This window comes from Streptomyces scabichelini, assembly GCF_011045015.1.
Classification (GTDB): Bacteria; Actinomycetota; Actinomycetes; order Streptomycetales; family Streptomycetaceae; genus Streptomyces; species Streptomyces scabichelini.
Window position 1 is genome coordinate 1 of the sequence record NZ_JAAKZY010000359.1, and the last position, 5838, is coordinate 5838.

Sequence of the window (5838 nt, forward strand, 5' to 3'; positions counted from 1 at the left end):
GGGGGCGAGGGGCCCAGGGTTGCCGCCGGGGTGGAGCGGGCGCGGCGCCAGGGTGCCACCCGGGAGGGTGGGGCGGTCGGTACCACGCCAGGCCCGGGGGCGATGGCGGCGCGCGTCCGGCCGGACGTCAGCGGCGAGAAGGTGCGGGTCTCCTGCACCACCGGGCGCGCGGATCGTCACAGGGGTCGCTCTGGCGTCTCCGGGGAGCATTGCTGGGCAGGTGCGCCGTCGGCACCGGTTCCTGGGGGCGCTGGGGTTGCCGTGCTCGGCTGCTGTACAGCTTGGGCGGCCCGGCGAGCACCGGCCAGGTGGGTACGGGCTCTCACGGTGTCGGGGTGGGTGTCGCCCAGTACTCGCTCGCGCTGGGCGAGGGTGGACTCGTACAGGGGGATGGCGCGCTCCAGGTCCCCCGCCGCCTCGTAGACGACGGCGAGATTGCCGCGGCTTCTCATGGTGGAGGGGTGGGTCTCACCAAGTACCTGTTGGCGCTGGGCGAGGGTGACCTCGAACAGGGCTATGGCCCGCTTCAGGTCCCCCGCCGCCCTGTAGGCGCCGGCCAGGTTGTTGCGGGTGGTCATGGTGAAGGGGTGAGTGTCACCGTGTACCCGCTCGGACTGGGCGAGGGTGGACTCGTACAGGGGGATGGCCCGCTTCAGGTCCCCCGCCCCCTTGTAGGCGCCGGCCAAACAGACACGGCTGATCAGGGTCTGGGGGTGGGTGTGGCCCAGTACCCGCTCGCGCTGGGTGAGGGTGGCCTCGAAGAGGGGGAGGGCCCCGTCCAGGTTCCCGGCGTCCTTGTATGCGAGGGCCAGGTTGCTACGGCTGGTCAGGGTCTGAGGGTGGGTGTCGCCCAGTATCCGTTCGCGTTGGGTGAGGGTGGATTCGAAGAGGGTGATGGCCCGCTTCAGGTCCCCGGCCTCCTGGTAGGCGAGGGCCAGGTTGTTACGGCTGATCAGGGTGGAGGGGTGGGTGTCACCGTGTACCCGCTCGCGTTGGGCGAGGGTGGACTCGTACAGGGGGATGGCCCGCTTCAGGTCCCCGGCCTTCTCGTAGGCGAGGGCCAGGCTGTTACGGCTGATCAAGGTGTCGGGGTGGGTGTCACCGAGCACCCGCGCGGACCGGGTGAGGTTGGACTCCAGCAGTGGAATGGCCCGCTGCACGTCCCCGGCCGCTTCGTAGGCGAGGGCCAGGTTGTTACGGCTGGTCAGGGTCTGAGGGTGTGAGTCACCGTCTACCTGCTCGCGTTGGGTGAGGTTGGACTCCAGCAGGGGGATGGCCCGCTTCAGGTCCCCGGCCGCTTCGTAGGCGAGGGCCAGGTTGTTACGGCTGGTCAGGGTCTGAGGGTGGGTGTCGCCCAGTGTCCGTTCGCGTTGGGTGAGGGTGGATTCGAAGAGGGGGATGGCCCGGTCCAGGTCCCCGGCCGCTTTGTGGGCGAGGGCCAGGTTGTTACGGCTGATCAAGGTGTCGGGGTGGGTGTCACCGAGCAACCGTTCGTCCCGGGCAAGGACGGCTGAACGCAGAGGGATGGAGTCGGCCTCGCGGCCCTGCCGGTACAGGTACTGGGCGGCAGCGCGGTAAACGACGGTTGCCTGGATCGAGGCCGGGCTGTTCAGCGGTGTGGATTCGGCCAGGGCGAAGATGTGGGGGAGGAGGCGTTCCCACAGCGTGGCCTGCTCCGTTGCGGCATCGTCCTCGTCGAAGACGGCCTGCCGCAGAGCCTGTTCGGCCTCCTGCCGGCCTGGGGCGGCGGTGTCGGAATCAGCGGCAGTCCGGGTACGCAACACGGTCTGCACCAGACGGTGCACGGTGATGCCCTGGCGGTCGGCGGTGAAGGCGATCATGTTGTAGGCGTGCAGTACGCCCAGCGCGTCGCCCAGGGCGATCGGATCGGGGGCCCACGGGGCGAGCAGAGTCCGGGGGATGTCATCGGGCGCCAGCCAGGCCATCGTGTGCAGCAGCCGGACGGCCAGTGGGTCACGGTCCCCGATCGCGCTCAGGGTGTGGTTCCAGATGCGGGCGATCGTGCGCTCCGGATCGGTGCCGTCCGCTGCCCGGTCGACGACCCGGCCCAACAGCTGCCGGTATACGCCCAGATCGGTGCCGGTCTGGTGCAGATAGGCCCCCACCTGCTCGAGGGCCAAGGGCAGATACCCGAGCTCCGCGGCCAGCTCTTCGGCCTGGCGCAGCTGTTCCGGGGTGGGTGACTGTCCCCGTCCGAGGGCGAGGGTGCACAGCAGGTCTGTGGCGGCGTCCGGGGCCAGCAGACCCAACGTCATGGTCGGGGCGATGGTGTGCCAGCCGGTTGCTTTGCGGCTGGTGGCCAGGTGATGGCCATCGGGCAGGGCCCCGAGGTAGTGACGCAGGTCCTTCGGGTCCTCCACGTTGTCGAAGACGAGCAGCCAGCCCGGATGCCACTGCAGCCAGACGATCGCCCACGCCGCCCGCTCCTCCACACCCACCGCTGCCGCCCAGTGCGGGCACAGCCGCACCGCAAGGGCGGCCAGACTCGTGGTGATCTGTTCGGTGGACTCGGCAGTGATCCACCACACCAGCGTGTACTCGCGCCGGTACTCGTGGGCATAGTGCAGCGCGAGGGAGCTCTTCCCGATCCCGCCAAGCCCGTGGATCGCCTGCGTCCGGGGCGAGGCCTGGGTCACTGCGGCCTCGCCCTCCCGGGCCAGCAGCCCTCGTAGCCGCTCCAGTTCCTGGTCCCGGCCCACGAATACCCCGGACGCCGATCCGGGCAGATTCGCCGCTCCGGGCGGGGCGCTCACCTCCCGCGCCCAGCGCACCGCCTCCGGCGGCAGCATCACGACGCGGGCGCTGTCACCAGTGATCGCCACCTCGATGCTGCCGGCCGCGACCGATCGGGGGCCCGAAGCCTGTGGCCCGCTCGGTGCGGTCGGGTGATCACTGCTCACGGGTTGACCGTGGTGTTGTCACCGGTGATCGCAGTACCGATCCTCTGGGCCGCGATGGACCGCTCACCCGACGCCGTCACCGTCACCGGTCCACCGGCGGCGGGCAGCAACTCGGCCAGCTCCCGCAGCAATTCGGCATCCTCGCGCACCGCACGCTTGATCTGCTGTCTCAGCGCCGCAGCCGCGTCATCGTCTTCGGATTCGGATTCGTCGGCCGCGTCCTGAACGGCCGCCTCCAGTTCGGCCCGCCCCTGCTCGTCCCGACGACGCCACACCGCCTGGAGCATGCGCCGCCCGACGTTCGCCGTCGCCTCGACCGCGGCGTTCTCGGTCCGGGTCAGCACTCCCGCGCCATAGGCGCCAAGGGCTGCTGTCAGGTACGGGCCCGCCTGCCCCATGAACTGAACGATCTCCGCACTCATCCTCAACCCCTCGGCCTGCGGCAACCCCATGACCTGCGGCTCTACTTGTACCGCAAACTCAGCGCGGGGAAACGGCGTTTGCCCGCGCCGACCCGGTGTCCGATGTTCCTCCCTCGCAGGCGGTACAAGCGCTCGGGTAACGTTTTGTTGCAAGGCAGGTTCCTGCCCGGCACCGGAGCCCCTCGTACCTCCTTGGAGGATTACATGATCGCGGGGGCGTTTTGCTGTGTCTTCGTAGGGGTGACCTGCGTCATTTCGCGTGAAAATGTAGGTCTATGCGTTTTCTTGAGGCCAGCACAGGTCGCTACGTAGATACATCTCCGGCTCCCTACGACCTGACGTACGACGACGTCTTCATGGTGCCGAATCGTTCCGCCGTGGGCTCGCGGCAGGACGTCGACCTGGCGTCGCCGGACGGGACCGGCACCACGATTCCGCTGGTGGTCGCCAACATGACGGCGATCGCGGGCCGCCGGATGGCAGAGACCGTGGCCCGCCGAGGCGGCCTCGTGGTCATTCCGCAGGACATCCCGATCGAGGTCGTCACCGAGGTCATCTCCTGGGTCAAGGGCCGCCATCTGGTGCTCGACACCCCGATCGTCCTCGCACCTCACCAGACCGTCGCCGACGCGCTGGCGCTGCTGCCGAAGCGGGCGCACAACGCGGGCGTCGTGGTGGACGAGGACGGCAGGCCCGTCGGTGTGGTCACCGACGCCGACCTGAACGGGGTCGACCGGTTCACGCAACTGGCCGAGGTCATGTCCCGCGACCTGCTGCTGCTCGACGCGGACATCGAGCCGCGCGAGGCCTTCAACACGCTCGACGGCGCCAACCGCCGGTACGCGCCCGCCGTCGACAAGGACGGCCGCCTCGCCGGAATCCTCACCCGCAAGGGCGCCTTGCGTGCCACCCTGTACACACCGGCCACCGACGCGAACGGCAGGCTGCGGATCGCCGCCGCCCTCGGCATCAACGGCGACGTGGCGGGCAAGGCCAAGCAGCTGCTCGACGTGGGCGTGGACACGCTCGTCATCGACACGGCGCACGGCCACCAGGAGTCGATGATCGGCGCGATCAGGACCGTGCGGGCGCTCGACCCCGGTGTGCCGATCGCCGCCGGCAACGTCGTCGCCGCCGAGGGCGTACGCGACCTGATCGAGGCCGGCGCGGACATCGTCAAGGTCGGGGTCGGACCGGGCGCCATGTGCACGACGCGCATGATGACCGGGGTCGGCAGGCCGCAGTTCTCCGCCGTCCGGGAGTGCGCCGCCGAGGCGAAGAAGTACGGCAAACACGTGTGGGCCGACGGCGGTGTGCGGCACCCGCGCGATGTGGCCATGGCACTGGCCGCGGGCGCGTCGAACGTCATGATCGGCTCCTGGTTCGCCGGTACGTACGAGTCGCCGGGCGACCTTCACCATGACGCCGACGGGCGCCCGTACAAGGAGTCGTACGGCATGGCGTCGGCCCGCGCCGTCAAGAACCGCACCAGCGAGGAATCGGCGTACGACCGGGCCCGCAAGGGCCTGTTCGAGGAGGGCATCTCCACCTCCCGTATGTTCCTCGACCCGGTCCGCCCGGGCGTCGAGGACCTGATCGACGCGATCATCGCGGGCGTCCGCTCCTCCTGCACCTACGCCGGCGCCGGCTCCCTGGAGGAGTTCGCCGAAAAGGCCGTCGTCGGCATCCAGAGCGCCGCCGGCTACGCAGAGGGCATGCCGCTGCACGCAAGCTGGAGCTGACTGCCGTCGTCAGGCCCTCTTGACGTCAAGTCTGCTTGACGCGACGCTGAGGGCATGACGACACCGCAGAGCATCGAGCCGCAGCACACGCTGCGGACCGCCGTGGCCCGTCTCGACGAGCTGCGCACCCGGGAGTCCCTGGCCGGCGCCGGGAGCGACGAGGAGGCGCTCGACCGTGGCGGGCTGCTCGAACTCCTCGCGCTGAGCGAGGTCGTGGCGCGCAAGGCGGCGTACGGCCGCCAGCTCACCGTCCGCGCGGCACGCGAGGCGGGTGCCTCCTGGTCGCAGATCGGGGCCGCCCTGGGCACCAGCAAGCAGGCCGCCTGGGAGGCCCACAACCGGTGGATCGACGAGCAGGCGGCGGTGCACGGACGGCCAGGACAGATGGGTTTCGACGCGGCGGACGTCGCCGAGGCGCGGGCCATCGCGGGGGAGCCGGACGAGCGCTGAGCCGGGCGCGCGACGCCGCCGCGCAACGGTTGAAACGATTCGCGCAACGAACACCCGCCGCCGGACCGGGCAACGCAACGATCTCGCGGAGGCGCGCAAGGTTGCTGCATTACGCCCGTGAACGCCCAGCTCGTAGGGTCATGCGCTGTACGAGTGCGGCGGGGACCCCCTGCTCGGCGGGTCCCTTCCTTCGGGCCGCCGTGGGGGCCGCGCCGCCCTGACCGGCAGCGATGAAGGAGCCAACGCGTGCTCGATCACGGCGCACCCCCCCAGACCCGCAGTCACCCCACCCCTCCTGTCTCT

Annotated in this window: 4 protein-coding genes; 2 read left to right on the top strand and 2 right to left on the bottom strand. The window is 70.2% G+C overall.

Annotated elements, in window-relative coordinates; translation table 11 throughout:
• Positions 1-176: 176 nt before the first annotated feature.
• Positions 177-2921, bottom strand: a complete 2745-nt coding sequence (locus G5C60_RS49005; protein ID WP_165270519.1) for a tetratricopeptide repeat protein — start codon at positions 2919-2921, stop codon at positions 177-179.
• Complete coding sequence (locus G5C60_RS49010; protein WP_165270521.1) at positions 2918-3343, bottom strand: hypothetical protein; 426 nt, start codon at positions 3341-3343, stop codon at positions 2918-2920. Before G5C60_RS49010 ends, G5C60_RS49005 begins: the two co-directional genes overlap by 4 nt.
• Positions 3344-3618: 275 nt before the next feature.
• Between G5C60_RS49010 and G5C60_RS49015 the strand changes: the two genes are divergently transcribed.
• Both G5C60_RS49015 and G5C60_RS49020 read left to right on the top strand, forming a co-directional pair.
• The gene (locus G5C60_RS49015) at positions 3619-5085 is read left to right on the top strand and encodes a GuaB1 family IMP dehydrogenase-related protein (protein ID WP_165270523.1); all 1467 of its coding nucleotides are present in this window, start codon (positions 3619-3621) and stop codon (positions 5083-5085) included.
• Positions 5086-5139: 54 nt separating this feature from the next.
• Positions 5140-5535 (top strand): hypothetical protein, encoded by a 396-nt coding sequence (locus G5C60_RS49020; protein WP_165270525.1) that lies wholly within the window; start codon positions 5140-5142, stop codon positions 5533-5535.
• The last annotated feature ends 303 nt before the right edge of the window (positions 5536-5838 follow it).

Bases quoted from the DNA above. Each gene is read 5' to 3' on its own strand.
- G5C60_RS49015 (WP_165270523.1), top strand. From the start codon at position 3,619: ATGCGTTTTCTTGAGGCCAGCACAGGTCGCTACGTAGATACATCTCCG.
- G5C60_RS49010 (WP_165270521.1), bottom strand. From the start codon at position 3,343: ATGAGTGCGGAGATCGTTCAGTTCATGGGGCAGGCGGGCCCGTACCTG.
- G5C60_RS49020 (WP_165270525.1), top strand. From the start codon at position 5,140: ATGACGACACCGCAGAGCATCGAGCCGCAGCACACGCTGCGGACCGCC.